The sequence below is a fragment of the Phenylobacterium sp. genome (genome assembly GCF_036402295.1).
Taxonomy (GTDB): domain Bacteria; phylum Pseudomonadota; class Alphaproteobacteria; order Caulobacterales; family Caulobacteraceae; genus Phenylobacterium.
The window spans coordinates 1-21,980 of record NZ_DASWTE010000003.1 but is presented as its reverse complement, the minus strand read 5'-3'; the positions used below and the strand labels follow the sequence as shown (position 1 = coordinate 21,980).

Genomic DNA, 21,980 nt, shown 5'->3' with positions numbered 1-21,980 from the left:
GCTGCGCCCCGCCTTGGCGACGCCCGATACTCGCAGCAGCGGCGCCGTGGGCAGGGCCGCACGTGTTTCGAGGGAAATGCACGTCAGTTCCGTTTTAGCACTACCAAGACCCTGAGTTTGGCTCTAGCGTGGGAACAGCCTAACGCGCGCGCAGCGCGACGGTAAAAGCAAGGAGGAGCGAAAATGCGGCTCGCGGGCGTTCAGACCTTTCCGCCGATGGACCGGGTGATCTTCGGGCAACCGGCGGCCGACGCGATCCTGGCCGAGGCGCAACGGCTCGGCGCGGCGCGCGTCTTCCTCGTGGTCAGCCGCACCTTGAACACCACGACCGACGAGATCGGGAAGATCCGCGCGAAGCTGGGCCAGAGCTGCGTCGGTGTCTTCGACGGCGTGCCGCAGCACACGACCCGGGCCAGCGCGGTCGAAATCGCCAGGGCGGCGACGGCTGCGGGCGCCGACCTCCTGGTGGCCGTGGGCGGCGGCTCGGTGGTCGACGTGGTCAAGATCGTCGCGATGTGCATGGAACACGAGATCTTCGACGAGGACGGGCTCGACGGCTACGAACTCACCGCGGGGGCGCCGGGCGCCCCGGTCTCGGCCAAGCAGTTCCGGGCCCCGCGCGTTCGCTCGATCGTCGTTCCCACCACCCTCAGTGGCGGGGAGTACAACGCCGGCGCCCTGGTGACCGACACCCGGCGCGACTGGAAGCAGGTCTTCCACCATCCCCTGATGATGCCGCGCGCCATCATCCTCGACCCTCTGATCACCCTCCATACCCCCGAGACTCTCTGGCTGGGTTCGGGAACCCGGTCCCTGGACCACGGGATCGAAGCCCTCTGCTGCCGGATGGGAACCCCCCTGGTGGACGCGGTGGTCACCGAGGGCATCGGCCTGCTGGCCGAAGGCCTGCGTCGGTGCAAGGCCGACTCGACCGACCTCGAGGCGCGGCGCCTCGCCCAGTACGGCTCGTGGTTATCGGCCTTCGGCCTGCAGACCCGGGTCCCGATGGGGGCGAGCCACGCGATCGGGCACGTCCTGGGCGGGACCTTCGGCGTGCCGCACTACCTGATCACGCCGGTGCTGATGCCGCACGTCCTGCGATACAACCGCCCGGTCACCGAGGACGCGCAGCGCCGACTGGCCGCGGCGCTCGGCGCGGCGGGCCGCAGCGCCGCCGACGCCTTCGAGCAACTGATCCAGGAGCTGGGCCTGCCGAGCAAGCTGAGCGACGTCGGCATCCAGCCCGCGGACTATCAACGGATCGGCGAGGTGGCGGTGAAGTCGCTCTTCGCCCCCGCCAACCCGCGTCCGCTGACCAGGCCGGCCGATATCGTCGCCTTGCTCGAGACGACGAACGACGTGACGGCCGCCGAGCCCGCCTGAGGGCTCCGGCGGCGACGCCCGCTCACCGCGCTTCAGCGCGGCGGCGCAAGCCGTCAGCGCCGTCCGACGCGCGTCCATGACCCACACACCCTGCAGCCGCAAGCCCACCGGGACACCGCATGAATGCGCCGCTGACTCGAAACGCCGAGCCTGCGCTCGCCCCGGCTCCAGCCGGCGCGCCGTACTCGCCCGCATACACGCGCTACGCGATGTGGTTGCTGCTCAGCATCTTCATCGCGAACTTCCTCGACCGCCAGATCATCACCATCCTGGCCGAGCCCATCAAGCATGACCTGGGGCTCGACGACTGGCACCTGGGCCTGCTGAGCGGCCTGGCGTTCGCGCTGTTCTACACCCTCCTGGGCATTCCGATCGCCCGGATCGCGGAGCGGCGGAATCGCCCGATGATCATCGGCGCGTCCGTGGCGGTCTGGAGCGCGTTCACGGCCATGGGCGGCGTGGCCCAGAACTTCGTGCAGCTGGTTCTCTTTCGCATCGGCGTCGGCGTCGGCGAGGCGGGTTGCTCGCCACCCGCCCACTCGCTGATCGTTGACTACGTCCCGAGGGAGAAGCGCGCCTCGGCTCTGGCGTTCTACGCCATGGGAACGCCGATCGGCACCCTCCTGGGGCTCGCGCTTGGCGGCCTCGTGGCCGACGCCTACGGGTGGCGGGTGGCCTTCTTCATCGCTGGCGCGCCGGGCCTGGTCCTCGCAGCGCTCGCCTTCACGACGCTTCGCGAGCCCCGGCGACAGCTGGCGCGCCACGCGGCCCACCTGGCCTCGACGGCCGCGACATTCGGCGAGACCATGGCCTACCTCGCGGGGCGACGGACATTCTGGCTCGTGGCGATGGGCGGCGCCATCAAGGCCTTCATCGCCTTCGGCGCAGGGCCGTTCACCGCCTCGTTCTTCTTGCGCAACCACCCTGACGAGATCGCCGCGCTGGCGGCCGCGGCCGGGGAAGTCCTCGGCTTCCAGATGCGCTCGATCGGCTTCCTCGGCCTGGCCCTGGGCCTGATCAGCGGCCTGAGCGGCGCCTTGGGAGCCCTGTGCGGGGGCTGGCTCTCGGATCGCCTGGGCGCGCGGGATCTGCGAGCCTGGATGCTTGCGCCCGCCTGGGCGAGCCTGCTGTCGATCCCCATCTTCGTGCTGGCCGTCATGGCGCCGCAAGCGAGCGTCGGCCTGGCGCTCCTGGCGCTGAACGGCTTCCTGGGGACCCTCTGGTTCGGTCCCGTCTACGGGACGGCCCAATCGGTCGTGCCGCCCCACATGCGCGCGACCGCGGCGGCCGTTCTGCTCTTCCTGGTCAACCTGCTCGGCTTCGGGCTTGGGCCCATCACCGTGGGCGCCACATCCGACCTGTTCAACTACGGGTTCGGCCTGGGGCCGGCGGAAGGCGTTCGCTGGGCGCTGGTGGTGGGAAGCCTTTTCGGCGTAGCGGCCTTCGGCTGCTTCTGGGGCGCCCGCGCGACGATCCGCGAGGAGACGCTCGACTGACATCAGTCTTTCGTGTCGTTTTCCTACTATCTAATATTCCACTGATGGGCTCGCCGCCATTGGCGGGCATGATCGCCTGCTGCAGGGGCACGCGCGCCTGCGCACACTCCTATGATATATCTTCGATATCCGGCTCGTCGCCTCACCTTTTGGCGAAGCGCGGAAGCCGGTCCGCTTTTGGCATGTAAGTTCTTTTTTAGCATTTTCTATATTGTCACCGCCCGCGCTTTGCGACATCACGGCCCTCAGCTGCCGCAAGTGCAGCCGGGAGGTCTCAGAATGAAGAAGGTGTCGCTCTGCGCGAGCACGGCCGTGCTCGCGGTTTCAGTCGGAATCGTCGTGTCGGGTCCCGCTCGGGCCCAGTCCGCCTCGGCGGCGGCCACAGTCGCCGACGTCGAGGAAGTCGTCGTCACGGGCTCCTTCGTGCGGGGAGCCGCCGAGCAGACGGCCCTTCCGGTCCAGGTGGTCGGCCAGCAGGACATCGCCAATCAGGGAACGCCCTCGACGGTCGAGCTCATGAAGTCGATCCCGGCGACGGCGGGCGTCTTCGGAGAGGCCAACACTTACGGCGCGGGACGCGTCGAGGGTCAGGCGAACATCAACCTGCGAGGTCTCGGGCCCGCACGCACCCTCGTGCTGCTGAACGGACGGCGGCTTCCGGATTCCAGCGGAAGCACGGTCGCCGGCAGCTACATCGACGTGAACATGATCTCCCCGGCGGCGATCGGCCGGGTGGAGGTCCTCAAGGACGGCGCCGCCGCGACTTACGGCTCCGACGCGATCGGCGGGGTGGTGAACTTCATCACGCGGTCCAACGTGCGCGGCCTCGAGATCGGCGGGGACTATTCGCGCATCAAGGGCTCCGAGGGGGACTGGACCGCGCGCGCCATCTACGGCGCCGGCGGCGAGGCGTGGGACGGGTTCGTGGCGGTGAGTTACCAGCACCGCTCTCAGCTGCGCACGACCGATCGGTCGTTCGCCGCGCCCGCATTCTCCGACCCGGCCGGCGCACGGGCGGCCTACCTCTACAATCCGCAAGGCGGATGGTCGACCGCGGCCAATCCCGGCACCTACATCGGCGGAGCGGCCTTCAACGCGAACTTCCTGGACCCGGGCTGCCCGGGCCTCGGCGGCGAGCTGCAGATCAGCGCCACCCAGTGCCTGCTCCGCTTCGCCGACTACGCCAACCTCGTGGAGGATCAGAACCTCTACCAGGGCTACGCGGAGCTCAACTACGCGTTCAACGCCGACACGCGCCTGCACGTGGAAGGTCTCTACGGCGCGACGGAGGTGTTCCACATCGCCCAGTCGCCCTCGTACGGTCCCAACCAGTTCCCCACGGCGCTCGTCTCGCCCGTGCCGAACCAGTACTTCATCCCGGCCTCCAACCCGGGCCTGCGGACGCTGCTGGCCCTGAACCCCGGCGTCGCCGCGGCGAACCCGATCGCCGGTTCCACGGGCGTGCTCGCCCACCCGTTCTTCTCCCGGCCGTTCGGCGTCGGCGGCAACCCGCTCTACGGGCGGGCCCAGGAGAATCGCCGCTACGCCAAGGAATATCGCCTGGCGGCCATCCTGACCGGCAAGCTGGACCGGTTCGGAGGAATCGGGTGGGACGCAGGCGCGACCTACGGGCATTCGTCGTATGACTCGATAAACCCGGACTTCCTGGTGGATCGGGTCGAGCTCGGCTACCGCGGCCTCGCCAGCAAGGCCGGTGCGACGCCTTGCGACATCACCCGCGGCACGCCCGGGGCCGGGGACTGCTACTACGTCAATCCCTTCTCCACGGGCGTGGCCGCGAACGCCATCACGGGCCAACCCAATCCGCAGTATGCGGCCGCCGTGGCGCTGGACCCGCGGGTGGCGAACGACCCGCAGGTGGTGCAGTGGCTGTACGGTGACGACTCCCAGCGGACGAAGACGTCGAACAACCTCCTAGTCCTGGACGTCGTCCTGAACGGTGAACTGCCCATCAGGCTCTGGGGCGACCCGATCGCCTGGGCGGCGGGCTACCAGTACCGCGAAGCGACCTACAAGACCCGCGGACTGGGCTTCTCGAGCAACGACCAGTTCCCCTGCATCGACAGCATCATCAACGGGTCCACGGCCTGCGCGGCGCGCAACGGCCCCTACAGCTTCTACGGCAACTATCCCACCTTCGACCTGACCCAGAAGACGCACGCCCAGTTCGCCGAGCTGCAGGTCCCGGTGACGGACGACATCCAGGTGCAACTGGCGATCCGCCACGAGGACAGCTCCGGCGGCGAAACGACGAATCCGAAGATCGCCCTGCGCTGGCAGGCGACGTCCTGGCTCGCGTTCCGAGCCTCGGCCGGCAGCACCTTCCGCGCGGCGCCGGAGGTGAACCTGTCTCCGGCGCAGCTCAACTCGTCGAACATCTTCGTCCCGCAGGTCGGCTCCTACCGCGCGGTGGAGGTCTTCGGAAACCCGGACCTCAAGCCGGAGACGGCCGACACCTACAGCGCTGGCGTCATCGTCAATGCGGGACCGTTCTCGGCCACGGTGGACTACTGGCGCTTCGAGTTCTCGGATCCGATCACCACCGTGACCGGAACCCAGATCCTCGACGCGATCTTCCCGGCGGGGCAGCCCAACCGCTGCGCGGACGCGGCGTACGCCGCCCTGTTGGGGCGGGTGACCTTCTCGGGTCCTTGCGCGCCGGCAAATATCCTCCGGGTCCGGACCGCCGTCATGAACGGATCGCCGATCAAGACCGACGGCGTCGACCTGGGCGTGGACTATCGGATCACGCAGGCCCCGTTCGGCGGCCGGCTCACCCTCGGGCTCGACGGCAGCTACACCTTCAACTACCAGGTCTCCGCCCTGCAGATGGACGGCGTCACCGTGGCGCCGGCCTACGAGGCGGCGGGCAAGCTGAACTACCGCCTGCCGTCCAGCTCGTTGCCTCGCCTCAAGGGTTCGGCCTTCGCGGAGTGGAGCCGCGACGCGCACAATCTGCGCGTCACCCTGCGCTACATCGGGCCCATGGACGATCAGCGGGCCGCGATCTTCGTGTCCCCCAACAACGGCCAGGGCGCGACCACCCGCGGCCGACGGATCAAGAGCTGGGTCACGGCGGACATCGTCTACCGGGTGGACCTCCCTTCCGACACGACCGCGACGCTCGCGGTGATCAATGTCACCGACGAGGATCCGCCGTTCGCGCGGCTGGACTTTTCCTATGACCCCGCCACGGCCAATCCCCTCGGCCGCGTCATCAAGCTCGGGGTGACCAAGCGCTTCTAGCGCACCGCCTCGCAGGCGAAGCCGGGGGGTGACGCCCTCCTCCCCCGCGTCACCCGCCGGCGGCTGCGCCCGGCAGCGATCCACCTGCCAGCTCAAGCAGCGCGCCAGGCGCACGGCCGGATCCCCGGCGCAGCCGGGCTCCCTTGGCAGCCCGGCCCTCCAGCCCGCTTTGGCCATGCAAAAGGCCCGCCGCCTGCGGCGACGGGCCTTCGCGATGTCCAGAACCGCTCAGGCCAGGACGGGCTCGGGCCGCCGGGCGGCGAGCGCCTCGATCTTACCGTCCAGGGCGCCGGCCAGGCGCTGCCGGATGATCGCATCCGCCTCGGACATGATCCGCTCGATGAGGGCCTTCACGGTGGGGATGTCGTTGATGAGACCGGCCACCATGCCGCAGCTCCACGCGCCCGCATCCATGTCGCCGTCCCGCATCACCCGCGGATAGACGCCCGCCACTTCCTCGGCGATGTCGTTGAAGGTGATCGCCGCGCCGAGGGTCTTCTCTTTCTCGACGAGCCGTTCCACGCCAGCATTGTTCAGGACGCGTTCGGTGTTGCGAAGGGGGCGCATCACGAGCCGGGTGTCCAGCTCGCTCGCGGCCACCAGGGCCGCCTTCACGTTGGCATGGACCGGGGCCTCCTGCGTGGCGACGAACCGGGTGCCCATGTTCATGCCCTCCGCACCGAGGCTGAGGGCGGCGACCAGGGAGCGGCCATCCGCCATGCCCCCCGAGGCCACGAACGGGATCTTCAGCTCTTCCGCCGCCCGCGGCAGCAGGATGAAGTTGGGAACGTCATCTTCGCCGGGGTGACCGCCGCATTCGAAGCCGTCGACGCTCACGGCGTCGCAGCCGATCGCCTCGGCCTTCAGCGAGTGGCGGACCGAGGTGCACTTGTGGATCACCTTGATCCCAGCCTCCTTCAGCGCCGGAAGCCATTGCTGCGGATTGTTCCCGGCGGTCTCCACCGCCTTGACGCCGCTCTCGATGATCACCTTGACGTACCCCGGATAGTCGGGGGGCGTGACCGCCGGCAGGAACGTCAGGTTCACCCCGAACGGCTTATCGGTCATCTCCCGGCAGCGGGCGATCTCCTTCGCCAGGTTCTCCGGCGTCCCCTGGGTCAGCGCCGTGATGAGGCCGAGCCCGCCGGCCTCGGACACCGCCGCGGCCATCTCGGCGAAGCCGACGTAGTGCATGCCCCCCTGGATGATGGGATGCTCAATGCCGAAGAGGTCAGTGATCCGTGTTCTCATGGTTGCGTCCTTTCGTGCCGCTCGCTGGCATGACGAAGGTCGCAGGACCTGACCGGCCACGACCCTAGTGAATGCGTTTTTTGCACTCACTTTCCAAAAGTAGCAAGGCCTGAGCGCCGGCCAGCCTCGTTCGCCTCCCCAGAAAATGAGGCGGTTTCCGGCGGGCTCGCAGGCTTCAGGGTTGATCCCAAAAATGAACTCAGTCAAAACGCGTTTCCCGCCGGGCACACCCTCGTCGCCGCCGGCAGCGTTGAGCGGAAGCCGTCGTTATGCGTCGCGTTGTGGTCACTGGCCTGGGCGTCGTCTCGCCGCTCGGCTGCGGAGCCGAAGTGGCCTGGTCTCGGCTCCTGGCGGGGCAGTCGGGCATCCGCCGCATGCCTCTGCGGCCGGGTTGGCCCGCAGACATGCCGCTCTCTCTGGTGGCCGGGACCGTGCCGGGCGTCGCGGAGGACCCGCAGGGCGGCTTCGATCCCGAGGCGGCCGCCACCGCGCGCGACCGGCGCAAGATGGACCGCTTCGTTCAGTTCGCGCTCGTGGCGGCCGATGAAGCCCTTCGCGCCGCGGGAGGTCCGGGCCGCGGCCAGGCCGACCCCGCCCGGGTCGCCACGGTCGTCGGCTCCAGTCTGGGCGGCCTCGAATCGATCGTGGAAGCATCCCGCTCGGGGGACGGCGAAGGACGCCCGCGCCTGTCCCCCTTCGCCATGCCCACCTTCCTGGGCAGCATGGCCGCCAGCTGGATCACGATCCGGCACGGGTTCAAGGGGCCCGTCGGAGCGCCCGAAGGCGCATTCGCCGCCGGTCTGCAGGCCATCGGCGATGCGGCCCGCCTGATCCGGGCCGACGAAGCCGACATGGCGATCTGCGGCGCCTCGGAAGCCTCCCTCCACCCCCTCGTGTTCGGCGCGTTCGCCGCGGCCCGGGCGCTGGCCACGGGCTGCGAGCTCCGTCCCGAAACGGCATCACGCCCCTTCGACGCCGGCCGGGCCGGGTTCGTCCTCGCCGAGGGCGCGGCCATGTTGGTGCTCGAGGCCGCGGACCACGCCGCCGCCCGCGGCGCGCGGCCCCTGGCGGAACTCGTCGGCTATGGGACCAGCGCCGACGCCCATCACATCACCGCCGCCCCGGCGGACGGGGAAGGCGCGCAACGCGCCATGCGCCTGGCGCTCGCCCAGGCCGGCATACCGCCCGCGGCCGTGGGCTATCTCAACGCGCATGCGACCTCGACGCCCATGGGCGACGCCTGCGAGCTCAAGGCCGTCCGGGCGGTGTTCGGCGACGCCCCGGTCGCGGTCGGCGCGACAAAGTCGGCGACCGGCCATCTGCTGGGCGCGGCCGGCGCGCTGGAAGCGGCCTTCACGGTTCTGAGCCTGAGGGACCGGCGGCTGCCGCCTACCCTCAACCTGGCTCAGCCAGACGTCGCCGCGACGGGGCTGGACCTGGTGCGGGCGGCCCGGGTCGTCGACGCCCTCACCCATGCGATGACCAACAGTTTCGGGTTCGGCGGCGTGAACGCCAGCGCGGTCTTCTGCCGCACACCAGATTGAGTGCATGTTGCAATAGCACCATCCGGTAGGGATCGACACAGTCCCATCGCCGGCATCTCTTGGGCGCGCAGGGGACTTAGGGTGAGAAAATCTCACGGCCACTGAGTTAAATTTCGACACCCATTTGAAAGTGGAGCCTTGACCGAGGAGAGGTCCGGGCCGCTCTTATGCCCGCCTGCGGCCGCGGTCGCCGATCGGCGTCTTGGGAAATCGGGATACGAACCATGCCTCTGTGGAAGGTCTACCATCCGGTTGGCGCCTACACCCGCGATGAGAAGCAGGCCTTCTCGGCCGCGGTGACCGAGATCTACGGACGGATCATGCCGAAGTTCTACGTCGGCGTGGTCTTCCAGGAGGTCGACGAGGACTCCTTCTTCATCGGCGGCGAAGCGCGGAGCAACTTCGTCCGCATCTGGATCGACCATATCGCTCGGGCCTTCCCATCGACCGATGCGGCGGTCCGCTTCGTCGACATCGCGAACAAGGTCATCGCCCCTTGGGTGAAGGACCGCGGCCTGGATTGGGAGTTCCACATCGACGAGACGCCCTTCGAGTACTGGTCCATCCAGGGCCATTTCCCGCCTAAACAGGGAACCGAGGACGAGCAGCGGTGGATGACGGAAAACCGCCCCTCCCCGCGCACCCACGCCTGATCCCCCCAGCCGCAGGAACCAACCACCATGAACACGGCTGAACGCGCCGGAATGAGCGTCGTCACCGGAGCGTCCTCAGGCATCGGGGCGGTCTATGCGGACCGGCTCGCCGCCGAGGGCCGCGCGCTCCTCCTGGTCGCCCGCCGCCAGGACCGCCTGCACGAAATCGCGGCCGACCTGTCCTCCCGTCACGGGACGTCCGTGGAGACCATGGTCGCCGATCTCGAGCAGCCGCAGGATCTGGCGCGGCTCGAAGCCCGCCTCGAGAGCGAGCCCGTTGCGATGCTCGTCAACAACGCCGGCGCCGGCTCGCTGGGGCCCACGGCGCGAAGCAGCGCCGACAAGCAGGAACAGCTGATCCGGCTGAACATCGTCGCCCTGACGCGGCTCTCCCTCGCCGCCCTCGCGGGTTTCCGGGCGCGGAACGCCGGCGCGCTGGTCAACATCGGCTCGATCATCGCCCATGCGCCGTCGGCGGGGGCCGCAGCCTACAGCGGGTCGAAGGCGTATGTGGCGAACTTCACGCGATCCCTGCAGCTGGAGTACGCCGAAGGTCCCATCCGGATCCAACTCGTGATGCCAGGGCCGATCCGCACGGAGTTCTTCTCCTCGCAAGGGATGAGCGACTCCGTGTTCCCGGACACCAGCTTCCTCACGGCGGAGCAGCTGGTGGACGCCGCTCTCGCTGGGCTGTCGGCGGGAGAGGCGGTCACCAGCCCCTCCATGGCGGAGCCCGAAACGTGGGACGCGCTGGAGGCCGCACGACAGCATTACCTCGCCTCGACATTCTCGGGCCAGGTTGCTCCGCGCTACTATCGCCCCACCGAGCCGGCCGCGTAGACACCGCGGCGCCGGCCGCGCGGCTCCCAGGCGCATCGCCCCAAGGGGAGCTTCCAGGCCGGCGCTCGCGCAACGCCTCGACACGACCCCAGCGCCTGACCATTGACGCGCGACTCGCTCCGTAGGCGGCCGTCACCGGACGTTACGCGTCCGGGAACGGCCTCTCTGCGCCTCAGAAGGGACGCCGGCGAGCTGGAACGGATCGGACCGAAATCGCGATATCGCCAGGTCGCCGGCAAGAACTACCAGCGCTTCGTCAGCGAAACGCCGTAGGTGCGCGGGTCCGTATAGAACGCGTTCCGGAACAGGCCCGCGCTCTCGTCGTGCGTGAACATGTCCGCGATGACCTTTTCGTTGGTCGCGTTCTTCACGAAGGCGCCGAGCTCCAAGCCCATCTCATCGTTCACCACCGTCAAGGTGACGTTGAGATTGTCCCAGGCCTTGATCCGGTCGGCCACCGAATTGTAGATCCGCGCGTAGGTCTTCGACTGGTGGTAGTAGTCCCCGCGGAGCGTGGTTTCCCAATCTCCGAGGCTCCAAGTGTACTGGGCGCCAAGGGATACGGTCCAGTGCGGCGCGTTGGGCAGCGCCTTGCCCTTCAGCTGTACGGGAACGCCTTCCGACAACAATCCGCCGAAGGAGTTTGAGCCGGCGGCGATGGCGCCCGAGCCGTTGATGTTGGTTCCGGCCCCCGCCTCGCTCACCACGCCGCAGACCCCGAGCGGCGTCCCGGGGATGCCCGAGATGAGGAACGGGTTGGAGGCCGCGTTCGACGCCGCCAGGGCGGCCCGGGCGTCCGCCGTGGAGATCACGCAGTTCGACCCCAGGCTGTTCTTGGCGACCGTCAGGTCGCTGCGCCCCTGCGTCCGGTCCGCCACATCGACGGAAGCGGCGTCACCGATCTTTGTGTCGAGGTAGCCCACCGCCGCATTGAGGCGCAGCCCCTGCAGCGGCTGCCAGATCGACTCGAACTCGACCCCGTCCACCTTGGCCCCGATGTTCTCGTTCAGCGCGACGCGGCTTTGGATCTTGGCGATCTGATAGTCTTTGTAGTCGTAGTGGAACGCGGTCAGGTTCACCTGCAGGGACCCGTCCAGCAGGGTGTTCTTCGTTCCGATCTCGTAGGAGTCGATCAGCTCCGGCGCGAAGGTCGCGGGATAGGCCTGCACGCCCAGGCCTGGGCTGAAGGGCGGGTTCAGGCCGCCGGCCTTGTAGCCGCGGGAGTAGAACGCGTAGATCAGGGTCTCTCGGGTGAAGCCCAGGTCCGGCTTCCAGTCGAAACCGACGCGGCCGGTCGGTTTCTTGAACTTTGCCTTGAGGATCGCGTCCTGACCGGGCAGCGGACCCGAAAGCCCGATCCCCCGCTGGACGAGCGCCAGCGGATGGTTCAGCAGGCTCTTGTCGTCGACCGAGTAGCGGAGGCCCACGGTCCATTTCAGGGTTTCGGTCGCCTGCCAGTAAAGCTCGCCGAAGGCGGCATACGAGGTCAGTGAAACGGGCTGAGCGACGTAGAGATAGTTGTGCCCCTGTCCCGTCGGATCCCGGTTCGGATCCACAGCGATGCAGGGGGCTGGACCAAAGCAGTTGGGGTTCCCGGTGTTGAATAGGTTCAACATTTGCGAGAATGCCGTCGCCGAATTGAATGTAACGATGTATTCGTTTCTGTTCTTGAACTTGAGGTACAATCCACCGACGTTGAAGTTGAGCGGACCATCGAAATTCGATTGCAGACGGACTTCATGGCTCCACTGATCACTGCTCGCGTTCGACTGATCAATGACCGCTTGAGAGTTGTAGGGCCCGAGCTGAGGATCGTTGATCACGCCACCCGGAAACAACTGTGCGTAGATCGACGCATAGCCCGGGACGCCCGCGAACAAGTTCACAGGGTTAGGCGTCGCGTTGTAGGGAGCGGTCGTCGTGTAGCGGGTGAAGTCCTGTCTGTTGGACAGCTTGTAGACGGTGTAGGCGCTGAGCGCGGTCAGCTTCAGCTGATCCGTGACGTCGAACTCGGCGTTCAGCTCATAGGTGTCGGTCTTTGATTTGTAGACCGGATCAAAGGGCGTCTCGATGTCCCGGATCCCGGGCGCCTGAGTCTTTCCGGCGAAGCCGTCGCCCGTCTGCAGCCCCAGGTACGCGGCGAAGATCCCGCTGATGCTGGCTTGTGAATTGTAGGTTCCGAGTGCGCTCGGGGAATAGGCCGACGTCGGCAGGCAGCCCTGGCTGAAGAAGCCGCGCTGGATCTGGGCGATCGGCGGGACGCTGGAGTACCCTAACCCGCCGATGGTCTCTGGACCGACATCCTTCGTGCAGAATTGCTTTCCGGTGCGCGAGCGGCTGTCGTGCTCTTCGAAGTGGTCCAGCAGCGCCCACAGGCGGAAGCGGTCTGCCGGGCTGAAGCTGACGGTCGCCCGCCCGCTCCACAGGTCGCGGGCGTCGACGTCGTGGCCGGTGACGAGATTCTCGCCGAAGCCGTCGCGCTTCAGGTAGTTGCCGGCGAGGCGCACGGCGAACATCTCGCCCAGCGGCACGTTGACCATGCCGCGGAGCTTCTTGGAGTCGTAGTTGCCGTACTCGGCGCGGACCATGCCCTCGAACTGGTCGGTGGGCTTGGCGGTGATCAGGTTGACCACGCCGCCGGTGGCGTTGCGGCCGTAGAGCGTGCCCTGCGGACCGCGCAGCACCTCGACGCGCTCCATGTCGTAGAACTCGGTCTCGAACAGGTTGTTGGCGATCAGCGGGGCGTTGTTCAGGTGGATGCCGGTGCCGGCGTCACCGGACGCGGCGACCAGCTTGGAGCCGATGCCGCGGATCTGGAAATTGTACCCGATGAAGTTGCTCTTGCCGAAATTCACGTTCGGCACGGCCAGCACCAGGTTCGGGCCGCCGTCGATCTTGGATTTCTCGAGCGCGTTCTGGTCGAAGGCCGAGACGGCGATCGGCACGTCCTGGAGGGCCTCCTCCTTCTTCTGGGCCGTGACGACCAGTTCTTCGATGAGGTTCGGGCCTGGCGCATCCTGAGCCATCGCCGGGAGGGCGGTGGCTAGCGCCATGGCGCACGCACTGGAGCCCAGCAGCCGTCGACGCCATTCCCGCTTCAGCCCCGCTGCGACGTCCGCGCCCGGACCGAGGCCTGCGTAACGGTCAAAGCATCCTGGCATCCTGCTTTCCTCCCCTTCCACACGTCCGATCCCTGAGGTCGGATCTCTTTCCTCGCGTCTGCACGAGCGCAGCGCTTTGTGAGTGCCAAAATCACACTCGCATATCACTTCTCACATAAGGGGCATATGAGTCTATCACCTTTCAGACGGGTCTGTTTGCGCCGGCGCTCAGGCTCCGGCGTCCTCAGGCATCGCGAGTTCTGAAAGGCGACCCAGGCATCCGGGCCAGCGCGCCGCGGCCCACGAGCGGCCGACGCCGGGCGCTATGCCGGCGGCCCGACACGTCTCACGCGGGGCCGGCCTCGGGCAACGGGGTCTCGATGACGCGCGCCATCAGATCACGCAGACCGGCCGCCTCGCGCGCGCCGAAGGCCGATTCGAAGCCATCCCGCGCCCGACGCCAGGCCGGATAGGCCGCCAGCAGCACCTCGTGCCCGCGATCGGTGATCGCGACTTCCCGCGCCCGGCGATCCGCCGCGCTGACCTTGATCTCGACCAGCCCGTCGCGTTGCAGGGGTCGAAGGTTGTGACCGACCGTTGCGCGATCCATGGTCATAGTGTCCGCCAGCTGGGCCATGGTCATGGGGCCTTCCGACCCGAGAAAGCCCAGCAGGACGTACTGGGTTGATCTGAGCCCGGTGCCGGCAAGGCAGAGATCGTAGTAGCGCGAGATCCGACGCGCTGCCCGCCTCAGCTGACTGCACGTGCAATGCCGCGGCAAATCCGTGCTTTCAAAGTCGCTCAGCGCCACGTTCAGGAGTCTCCAGTCTTTGCCCATCGGCTGCTTCCGACGCTCGTAGCACCGAAGGCGCCGGAATGGGACCTCGTCAGCGGATAGGTGTTGTTTCGATACTCACCAGATGATAAGTCTCATATGCCCCTTTCGGAAGGGATAAGTCGCGGTCCCGAGCCGCCGCCGACGCGAGCAGCGCGCGCTGTCGCGGCGCGTCGGAGGCAGCGTGGGTCGCGTTCAAGAGCGAAACGGCGAGGAAGAGAACGATGGACGACGGCGCAATCGACTGGCGGGCCGCAGCACGGGCGGAGGCCTACGCCATACCGCTGGAGCGCATCGACCCGGTAGACAGCGAGCTCTTCCGCAAAGGCGCCTTCGAATTCTACTTCGAGCGCCTGCGCGCCGAGGATCCGGTCCACTATTCCAACTCCAACCCCGATGGACCCTACTGGTCGGTCACGAAGTACAACGACATCGTCTTCGTCGACACCAACCACGATCTCTTCTCCTCGGAGCCGGCGATCACCTACCGCGACCCTGCGGACGACTTCCCGTTGCCCATGTTCATCGCCATGGATCCGCCGCGCCATCAGGAGCAGCGTCTGGCCGTGGCGCCCGCGCTGGCCGGCCCGAACCTCAGGGAACTGGAGCCGCTGATCCGTAGTCGCGTCATGGCCATCCTGGAGGGCCTGCCGCGAGGCGAGACCTTCGACTGGGTGGACCGGGTCTCCATCGAGCTCACGTCCCAGATGCTGGCGACGCTCTTCGATTTCCCCTTCGAAGACCGGCGTCGCCTGACCCACTGGTCCGACGTGGCCACCGCCGGCGATCTGGAAAGGAGCTACCAGCAGGCCGAGCTCAGAGAGTGTGGCGCCTACTTCGCGCGGCTCTGGAACGAGCGGGTGAACGCGCCGCCGCGGGGTGACCTGATCTCGATGCTGGCGCACAGCGAAGCCACGCGGCACATGACGCCCGAGGAGTTCCTGGGCAACACCGTGCTGCTGATCATCGGCGGCAACGACACGACCCGGAATTCCATGACCGGGGGCCTGCTGGCGCTGAACCAGAATCCCCGGGAGTACGACAAGCTCCTCGCCGACCCGGGCCTGGTCCCGAACATGGTCTCGGAGATGATCCGTTGGCAGACCCCCCTCGCCTACATGCGGCGCATCGCCACCCAGGACGTGGAGCTCGGCGGCAAGCGCATCCGCAAGGGCGACAAGGTCCTGATCTGGTACGTGTCCGGCAATCGCGACGAAGAGGTCATCGACCGGCCGAACGAGTTCCTGATCGACCGGCCCCGGGCCCGCCAGCACCTTTCGTATGGCTTCGGCATCCACCGGTGCGTCGGCAGCCGGCTGGCCGAGATGCAGCTGAGGATCCTTTGGGAAGAGATCCTGAGCCGCTTCCCGAAGATCGAGGTCGTGGGCGAGCCGGTGCGCGTCGCTTCCTCATTCGCCAACGGATACAGCCACTTGCCGGTGCGCATTCCCCTCTGATCACGAGCCCACAGCCCCGCCCCGAAGAACAAGCGGCCCCGCGGCCGACGCCCCCATCATTGAAAGAGGCAGACCATGAGTGACGCGCCCATCCTCGTAACCAGCGCCGGAGGCCAGACCGGCTCCATCGGACGAAGCATCGTGCGTGGCCTTCGCGCCCGCGGGCTGCCGGTCCGCGCTTTCGTCCGCACCGATGACAGACGCGCCCAGGATCTGCGCGAGATGGGCGCCGAGGTCTTCGTCGGCGACCTCCTCAATCCCCGTGACGTGACGCTCGCGGTCAAGGGGGTGAAGCGCATCTACTTCAGCATGAGCCTCAATCCCTATTATGCCGACGCGACCATCCTGATGGCGGCCGCCGCGAAGGCCGAGGGGGGCTGCGAGATCTTCGTGAACATGTCCGACGTCGAGCAGGACTACATGACGCTCGAGAACATGTCCCGGCCGGACGCCGAGCGCATCGCCGTCCTGGGGGCAGACGTGCAGTGGTCGCCCCAGCAGTTCGTGCACTGGGCGGCGGAACGCGCGCTGGACTGGTCCGGCCTCCCGGTCTGCCACATCCAGGCGGCGATGTTCACCGAGAACCCCATCACCCTATGGATGCCGGCTACGACCATCAAGGAAGACGACACCATCCGCCTGCCGTTCGCCGACGCCAAGACCGCGCCGGTGGCCACGGTGGATGTCGCCGAGGTCTGCATCAAGGTCCTGGCCGAAGCCAAGGGGCACGAGGGTACAGCCTACAAACTGACGGGCCCCGAGCGGAAGAACTGGGTAGAGTTCGCCGAGGACTTCTCCGCCGCCCTTGGGCGCAAGATCACTTACGTGCCCACCACCATGGACGACTTCCGCGAACGGCTGCGGGCGCTCGCCCCGCACCTTCCCGACCATATCTCGCTCCACCTCCAGAACCTGGCCCTGCAGAACGGGGGCGACAAATACATCGCAGAGACCACGAGCGACGTGGAGCGGCTGCTCGGTCGCCCGGCGACCTCTCTGCGAGCGGTGATCGAAGCGGAGGCCTGGCGGTTCGAGAAGGGCGCGCCGAACCAGTTGCAGCACCGCGATCTGAAGGACTTCGACCGCCGCCTCGCGGTCGTGAAGTAATTGCAAATCTCCCCCGCCTGCGGCCGGTTCTCCTTGAACGGGCCGAGGGCCAACTCCAGTCTAATAGGGGCATATACCCTTATTAGGCTGGCCTTTTCGGGATCCCACACCCGCTGGGCGGACCGTTGCGGCGGCCCTGACCGCCGCACCCCTCCAGCGGGCTCCAACGCTGCTCCCCTAACAGGAACCACTCCATGCCGCAGGTCACTTACGTCGCGCACAGCGGTGAGGCGCACACCCTCGACATCCCTGTCGGCCTCAGCGTCATGGAAGGCGCGGTCAAGAACAGCATTCCCGGCATCGACGCGGACTGTGGCGGCGCCTGCGCCTGCGCGACCTGTCATGTCTATGTGGATCCGGCCTGGGCGCACGCCCTGCCCGAGCAGTCGCCCACGGAGGCGCAGATGCTGGAATTCGCCGACGGCGCGCAGCCCAACAGCCGCCTCTCCTGCCAACTCAAGGTCACCCCCGCCCTGGATGGGCTTCGGGTCACCCTGCCCGAGAGCCAGTAGCGCCCCGCCTGGGCGCGGACACGCATCCACCAACAGCTGCAACAGGCCGCCCCCGGCGGCGCCCGAGCGACAGGAACCAACATGGCGGGACTGAAGGACCACCCAATTGCCGAACGCATTCGGCTGAAGCCGCCGGGGCCGCCGCCGGCGACGCTGAGCATCGAGGCGCTTAAGGCGTTGACCCTTGAGTGCGGCGCCGACGATTGCGGCGTGATCAGCCTCGACGATCCGCTGATGGGGGACGAAGCGGCGCATGCGCGACGCGCCTTCCCGGGTGCGAAACTGGCTGTGTCCATCGTCTGTCGGATGCACCGGAACGCCGTCCGTTCGCCGGTCCGCTCGGCGGCCAACAACGAGTTCCACAAGGTGAGCCACGAGGTGGACGACGTGGCGCGCGACCTGGTCCGGCGACTTGAGGAGATGGGCGTCTCGGCGATGAACCCGCCGATGGCCTTTCCGATGGAGTTCGACCGCTATCCCGAGCGGGCCTGGGTCGTCTCGCACAAGATCGTCGCCGAGGCGGCCGGCCTGGGCAAGCGCGGCCTCCACCGCAGCCTGATCCATCCCAAGTTCGGCAGCTTCATCCTGCTGGGCACCGTCCTGGTCGACCTCGATGTCGAGGCCCCAGCGATGCCGCTGGACTACAATCCGTGCTTCGAATGCCGGCTGTGCGTGGTCGCCTGCCCGGTGGGCGCCATCAAGCCGGACGGCTACTTCGATTTCTCGACCTGCCTGAACCACAACTATCAGCAGTTCATGGGCGGCTTCACCAACTGGGTCGAGGACATCGCCGACTCCAAGTCCGCGAAGGACTACCGGAAACGCCATCCCGTCGCCGAGACGGTGAAGCGTTGGCAGAGCCTCTCCTACGGTCCCAACTACAACGCCGCCTACTGCATCGCGGTTTGCCCGGCCGGCGAGGAGATCATGGAGGGCTACCTGGCCGACAAGAAGGCCCACGTTGAAAAGGTCGTCAAACCGCTGCAGGAGAAGGGGGAGCCGCTGTACGTGGTCCGGGGTTCCGACGCCGAAAGCCACGCTGCGAAGATCTTCCCCCACAAGACGCTTCGATACGTCCGCACCGCCGCGCGCGCGACGAGCATCGGGGCGTTTCTCTTCGGCGTCACGCTCAGCTTCCAGCGCGACAAGTCCAAGGGTCTGAACGCCACCTACCACTTCGTGTTCACCGGGAAGGAGCCGGCCGAAGCCACGATGGTGATCAAGGACCAGAAACTGACGGTCAGTGAGGGGCTGATCGGCGAGGCCGACCTGCGGATCCAAGCTGACTCAGCGGCCTGGCTGAAGACGCTGGACGGCAGCCTCTCCGTCGTTCTGGCGCTCGCCCAGCGCAAGATCCGGCTGAAGGGCCCCTTGCGCCTGCTGAAGGCCTTCGGCGCCTGCTTCCCAAGCTAGTTCCGCCGAAGCTCGATCCAGATCTTAGGCAAGCCGCTGTTCCAAACCGAGCAAAGCAAATCGCCATGAAGTCTCCATGTACTTGCACGGCAGCCAGCCTACTGCTCGGAGTCCTGCTATCCGCAACAACGCTTGCAGGTTCAGCATTTGCCCAATCTCCGCCGTCATCCGCCGCCGCCAGCGGGACGGCATCACCTTGGGACCAGCGGGTCAATCCGGACGCCATTCAGGCCGATGCCTGGTTTCAGAATTACAAGCTCCGAAACGGGGGGACGCTTGAGCGTCTGAAGATTCATTATGCGACCCTGGGTACGCCCCATCGAAACGCCAAAGGCGACATCGACAATGCCGTCCTTGTGCTGCATTGGACCGGCGGCGACAGCCGGGCCCTTCTGAGCCCGACATTCACTCGGGCGCTCTTCGATCCAGGCCGTCCGCTTGACGCCAGGCGCTACTATTTGATTTTTCCTGATAGCATTGGCCATGGCCAATCCAGCAAGCCAAGCGACGGCCTGAAGACCAAGTTCCCCGACTACGACTACGGCGACGTCGTCGATCTCCAACACAAGCTGGTGACGGAGACACTGGGCATCAAGCATCTTCACGCCATCCTTGGCATGTCCATGGGCGGGATGAATGCCTGGCAGTGGGCTGAGGCCTATCCCGACATGATGGACGGCGTCATGCCGGTGGTCTCGCTGCCGATCTCCGTCTCGGGCCGCAACCTCTTGTGGCGGCGCATGGTGATCGACGCGATCCGCTCCGATCCGGATTGGAAGGGCGGAGACTACACGCAAACGCCGCGCGGCTGGGTCTATGGCTTCAGGGTGCTGCGGATGATGATCGACAGCGCCCCAGCGCTTCAACAACAAGTTCCCAATGGCGCGGCAGCGGACAAATTTCTGACGACCACCCGCATACAGGCCGAGCACGTCGACCCCAACGATATGCTTTACTCCCTGAGTTCGTCATTTAGCTACGATCCTGAACCTAAACTTTCGGAGATCAAAACGAAGGTTTTCGCGCTGAATTTCTCAGACGATGAGTTCAATCCTGACGACCTGAAAGTACTTCAGAACAAGGTGCCAAAACTGAAACAGGGCCGTTACGTGGTTCAACCCGGAACGGCAATGTCACCCGGCCATTTCACGATGACGCTCCCCGACCTTTGGGCTCAGCATGTCGGTAGTTTCATGCAATGGCTCGGCGATATGCCGTCCCAGGCAAAGAACTAAGGGCGGACCATGCCGACGCACAACTGGGGCATTCGCCTACGTGCCTGTTCGGCGGCGCCTGGAAGATGGCTTCGCGAGCAGGCCTGCCCACGGCGGAGATACGTCACGAAATTCCTTCCCTCCATGCTGTCGGCCCTTGCATTGGCCGCACTGGGCGCCTGCGGTGACACCGCCAAGCTACCGGTCCAGGCAGGCTACGGCGCCCAGCCGGAGTTGCCGGCGCCGAACAAGACCTTGCTGCCCACCGTCCACATCGCACAGCCCCGGGGCTGGACGGACGGCGCCCAGCCGACGCCCGCACCGGGGACTCGGGTCAACGCCTTCGCGAGCGGGCTGCACCATCCGCGTTGGCTGCATGTGCTGCCGAACGGTGATGTGCTGGTGGCCGAGACCAATGCTCCGCCGAATTCGGGGGCCGGCGATGGCATCAGGGGCTGGGTGGCGAAACGGATCATGGCGCGCGCCGGCGCCGGCGTGCCAAGCGCCAACCGCATCACGCTGCTGCGCGATGCCGACGGCGACGGCGTGGCCGAATCGCGCAGCGTCTTCATCGGCAAGCTCAACTCGCCGTTCGGGATCGCGCTGGTCGGCAACGACCTGTACGTCGCCAACACCGACGGCGTGCTGCGCTTCCCCTACAAGCTCGGCGCCCAGCACATCGACGCGGCCGGGACGCCGGTGACCGACCTGCCCGCCGGGCCGCTGAACCACCACTGGACGAAGAACATCATCGCCAGCCGCGATGGCAGCAAGCTCTACGCGACGGTCGGATCCAACAGCAACGCCGGCGAGAACGGCATCGACAAGGAGGAGGGCCGCGCCGCGATCTGGGAGATCGATTTGAAGACCGGTGTGAAGCGCTTGTTCGCGACCGGCCTGCGCAACCCGAACGGCATGGCGCTCGAGCCGGTGACCGGTAGGCTGTGGACGGTCGTCAACGAGCGCGACGAGATCGGCAGCGATCTGGCGCCGGACTATCTGACCTCGGTGCGCGACGGCGGCTTCTATGGCTGGCCGTACAGCTACTACGGCTCGCACGTTGATGAGCGGGTCAAGCCGCAGCGGCCGGAGCTGGTGTCCAAGGCGCTGGCGCCGGACTACGCGCTGGGGCCACACACCGCCTCGCTGGGACTGGCGTTCGCCGAGCCCGGCCTGAACCTGCCCTCGACCTTCAGCGCCGGCGCCTTCGTCGGACAGCATGGCTCGTGGAACCGGCGTCCATTCAGCGGCTACAAGGTCGTCTTCGTGCCCTTCGGCGCCGGCCGGCCCGCCGGTCCGCCGGTGGACGTGCTAACCGGCTTCCTGACCGAAGATGGCAAGGCGCGCGGCCGCCCGGTCGGCGTGGTGCAGGACAAGCGCGGCGCCCTGCTGGTGGCCGACGACGTCGGCAACGTGATTTGGCGGGTCACCGGCACGGCACGCTCGCCGGAATAGCCCATCTCACCGTGAAGCGGTCCTGCGTACGCTCACTCCCGGCGCCACACAGGCCCGTCATAAGGTCGGTTACGCGCATCGGCATGGCGCGGACGGATCACGCTGCGCCATGATCCCTCCTTGTGCCCCATAAGTTCCATAATTGTACTCTATATGCAGAGCCGCAGACCTGTTGGGCGGAAACGCCGCAGCGCGAACCCTTGGCGCCCTAGGCTCGCGACGACTGTCGGATCCCCTCTGCGCTAGAGATCAGGGAGACGCATGCGGCCGAGGCTGAAGGCCCTGCACGAGACGCGCCAAATCAACTCCGTAGTTCTATTTTTGCACTTGCCCTCTGGCGGGGCCGCTGCACATTCTCGTCGGTGGGCCCGCGGAGTGGCGCGTCATGAGGTCGATGCCGTCTTCCGGGACCCGCAGATCCCTTGCCGCGGCGCTTCAGGTGGTGGGCGACC

Annotated in this window: 15 protein-coding genes; 12 read left to right on the top strand and 3 right to left on the bottom strand. The window is 67.0% G+C overall.

Features of this window, described 5'->3' with window-relative positions; translation table 11 throughout:
• Positions 1-183 precede the first annotated feature (183 nt).
• From VGD44_RS00105 to VGD44_RS00095, 3 genes are all read left to right on the top strand, one after another.
• A complete protein-coding gene (locus tag VGD44_RS00105; protein WP_331082591.1) occupies positions 184-1,383 on the top strand; it encodes an iron-containing alcohol dehydrogenase in 1,200 nt (399 codons plus the stop codon).
• 119 nt (positions 1,384-1,502) lie between these two features.
• On the top strand, positions 1,503-2,879 hold the full coding sequence (locus VGD44_RS00100) for an MFS transporter (RefSeq protein ID WP_331082589.1): 1,377 nt from the start codon (positions 1,503-1,505) through the stop codon (positions 2,877-2,879).
• A gap of 279 nt (positions 2,880-3,158) precedes the next feature.
• The gene (locus VGD44_RS00095) at positions 3,159-6,146 is read left to right on the top strand and encodes a TonB-dependent receptor domain-containing protein (RefSeq protein WP_331082587.1); all 2,988 of its coding nucleotides are present in this window, start codon (positions 3,159-3,161) and stop codon (positions 6,144-6,146) included.
• A 228-nt stretch (positions 6,147-6,374) separates the two neighbouring features.
• On the opposite strand, the gene VGD44_RS00090 is transcribed toward VGD44_RS00095, so the two are convergent.
• Complete coding sequence (locus VGD44_RS00090) at positions 6,375-7,397, bottom strand: nitronate monooxygenase family protein (RefSeq protein WP_331082585.1); 1,023 nt, start codon at positions 7,395-7,397, stop codon at positions 6,375-6,377.
• Positions 7,398-7,666: 269 nt separating this feature from the next.
• Between VGD44_RS00090 and VGD44_RS00085 the strand changes: the two genes are divergently transcribed.
• The 3 genes from VGD44_RS00085 to VGD44_RS00075 all read left to right on the top strand — a co-directional run bounded on the left by VGD44_RS00085 (position 7,667) and on the right by VGD44_RS00075 (position 10,434).
• Positions 7,667-8,941: a beta-ketoacyl-ACP synthase gene (locus VGD44_RS00085; protein ID WP_331082583.1), complete on the top strand. Its 1,275-nt coding sequence runs from the start codon at positions 7,667-7,669 to the stop codon at positions 8,939-8,941.
• Between the two features lie 224 nt (positions 8,942-9,165).
• Positions 9,166-9,594, top strand: coding sequence for a tautomerase family protein (locus tag VGD44_RS00080; RefSeq protein WP_331082581.1), 429 nt, complete (start codon positions 9,166-9,168; stop codon positions 9,592-9,594).
• Between the two features lie 27 nt (positions 9,595-9,621).
• Positions 9,622-10,434, top strand: a complete 813-nt coding sequence (locus VGD44_RS00075; protein ID WP_331082579.1) for an SDR family NAD(P)-dependent oxidoreductase — start codon at positions 9,622-9,624, stop codon at positions 10,432-10,434.
• A gap of 242 nt (positions 10,435-10,676) precedes the next feature.
• Here VGD44_RS00075 and VGD44_RS00070 read toward each other — a convergent pair whose 3' ends face one another.
• Both VGD44_RS00070 and VGD44_RS00065 read right to left on the bottom strand, forming a co-directional pair.
• Entirely contained in the window at positions 10,677-13,487 is a 2,811-nt protein-coding gene (locus VGD44_RS00070; protein ID WP_331082577.1) for a TonB-dependent receptor, read from the bottom strand.
• Between the two features lie 394 nt (positions 13,488-13,881).
• Entirely contained in the window at positions 13,882-14,373 is a 492-nt protein-coding gene (locus VGD44_RS00065; protein WP_331082574.1) for a MarR family winged helix-turn-helix transcriptional regulator, read from the bottom strand.
• Positions 14,374-14,594: 221 nt separating this feature from the next.
• Between VGD44_RS00065 and VGD44_RS00060 the strand changes: the two genes are divergently transcribed.
• The 6 genes from VGD44_RS00060 (at position 14,595) to VGD44_RS00035 (ending at position 21,528) form a co-directional block, all read left to right on the top strand.
• Positions 14,595-15,827, top strand: coding sequence for a cytochrome P450 (locus VGD44_RS00060; protein WP_331082572.1), 1,233 nt, complete (start codon positions 14,595-14,597; stop codon positions 15,825-15,827).
• A gap of 75 nt (positions 15,828-15,902) precedes the next feature.
• Positions 15,903-16,934, top strand: coding sequence for an NAD(P)H-binding protein (locus VGD44_RS00055; protein WP_331082570.1), 1,032 nt, complete (start codon positions 15,903-15,905; stop codon positions 16,932-16,934).
• A 194-nt stretch (positions 16,935-17,128) separates the two neighbouring features.
• Positions 17,129-17,446, top strand: a complete 318-nt coding sequence (locus VGD44_RS00050) for a 2Fe-2S iron-sulfur cluster-binding protein (protein ID WP_331082567.1) — start codon at positions 17,129-17,131, stop codon at positions 17,444-17,446.
• A gap of 81 nt (positions 17,447-17,527) precedes the next feature.
• Positions 17,528-18,859, top strand: coding sequence for an SCP2 sterol-binding domain-containing protein (locus VGD44_RS00045; protein WP_331082565.1), 1,332 nt, complete (start codon positions 17,528-17,530; stop codon positions 18,857-18,859).
• A 65-nt stretch (positions 18,860-18,924) separates the two neighbouring features.
• Positions 18,925-20,094, top strand: a complete 1,170-nt coding sequence (locus VGD44_RS00040; RefSeq protein WP_331082563.1) for an alpha/beta fold hydrolase — start codon at positions 18,925-18,927, stop codon at positions 20,092-20,094.
• A 123-nt stretch (positions 20,095-20,217) separates the two neighbouring features.
• Complete coding sequence (locus tag VGD44_RS00035) at positions 20,218-21,528, top strand: sorbosone dehydrogenase family protein (RefSeq protein WP_331082561.1); 1,311 nt, start codon at positions 20,218-20,220, stop codon at positions 21,526-21,528.
• Positions 21,529-21,980: the final 452 nt, after the last annotated feature.